1 protein-coding gene is annotated in these 387 nt (G+C 35.9%); it reads right to left on the bottom strand.

Annotated features, from left to right (window positions below):
• Positions 1-45: 45 nt before the first annotated feature.
• The coding region (locus ACJ5GX_RS06390; RefSeq protein WP_495292824.1) for a hypothetical protein at positions 46-387 on the bottom strand (342 nt) is incomplete at its 5' end.

Here is a 387-nt window from a genome sequence, read left to right as displayed (position 1 = left end):
AGTTCCACAAATTTTTATTACTGATGAAAATGGTGATTATGTACATCATATTGCTGGATGTGACAAATTGATGGATCGATCAATTCGTTTTGCGGCTAAAGTCAATAGACGTAAAGTACGTGCACGAATGCCTTCAATTTCAGGACGATTTGCCAAGATATAGAAAATTTCTAAAATAGCACTTGGATTTTCTGAGAATGTTTTATGTTGTTGGACCGCAAGTTTGCCATCCACCAGCTTGAAGTGTTCGTTAATATTTTCAATTTTACGCTCATAGTCTGGTAAGCGTGGTGTAATTACTGACTCATTGAAATATGCCAATAACATTTCATTTAACGTGGAAACCTGTTGAGCTGTCCGATAGTAACGTTTCATGAACTGTTCAAT

This window comes from Wolbachia endosymbiont of Tuta absoluta (assembly GCF_059414725.1).
The sequence above is the reverse complement of the archived record's forward strand: the minus strand, read 5'-3'. Positions and strand labels throughout refer to the sequence as shown.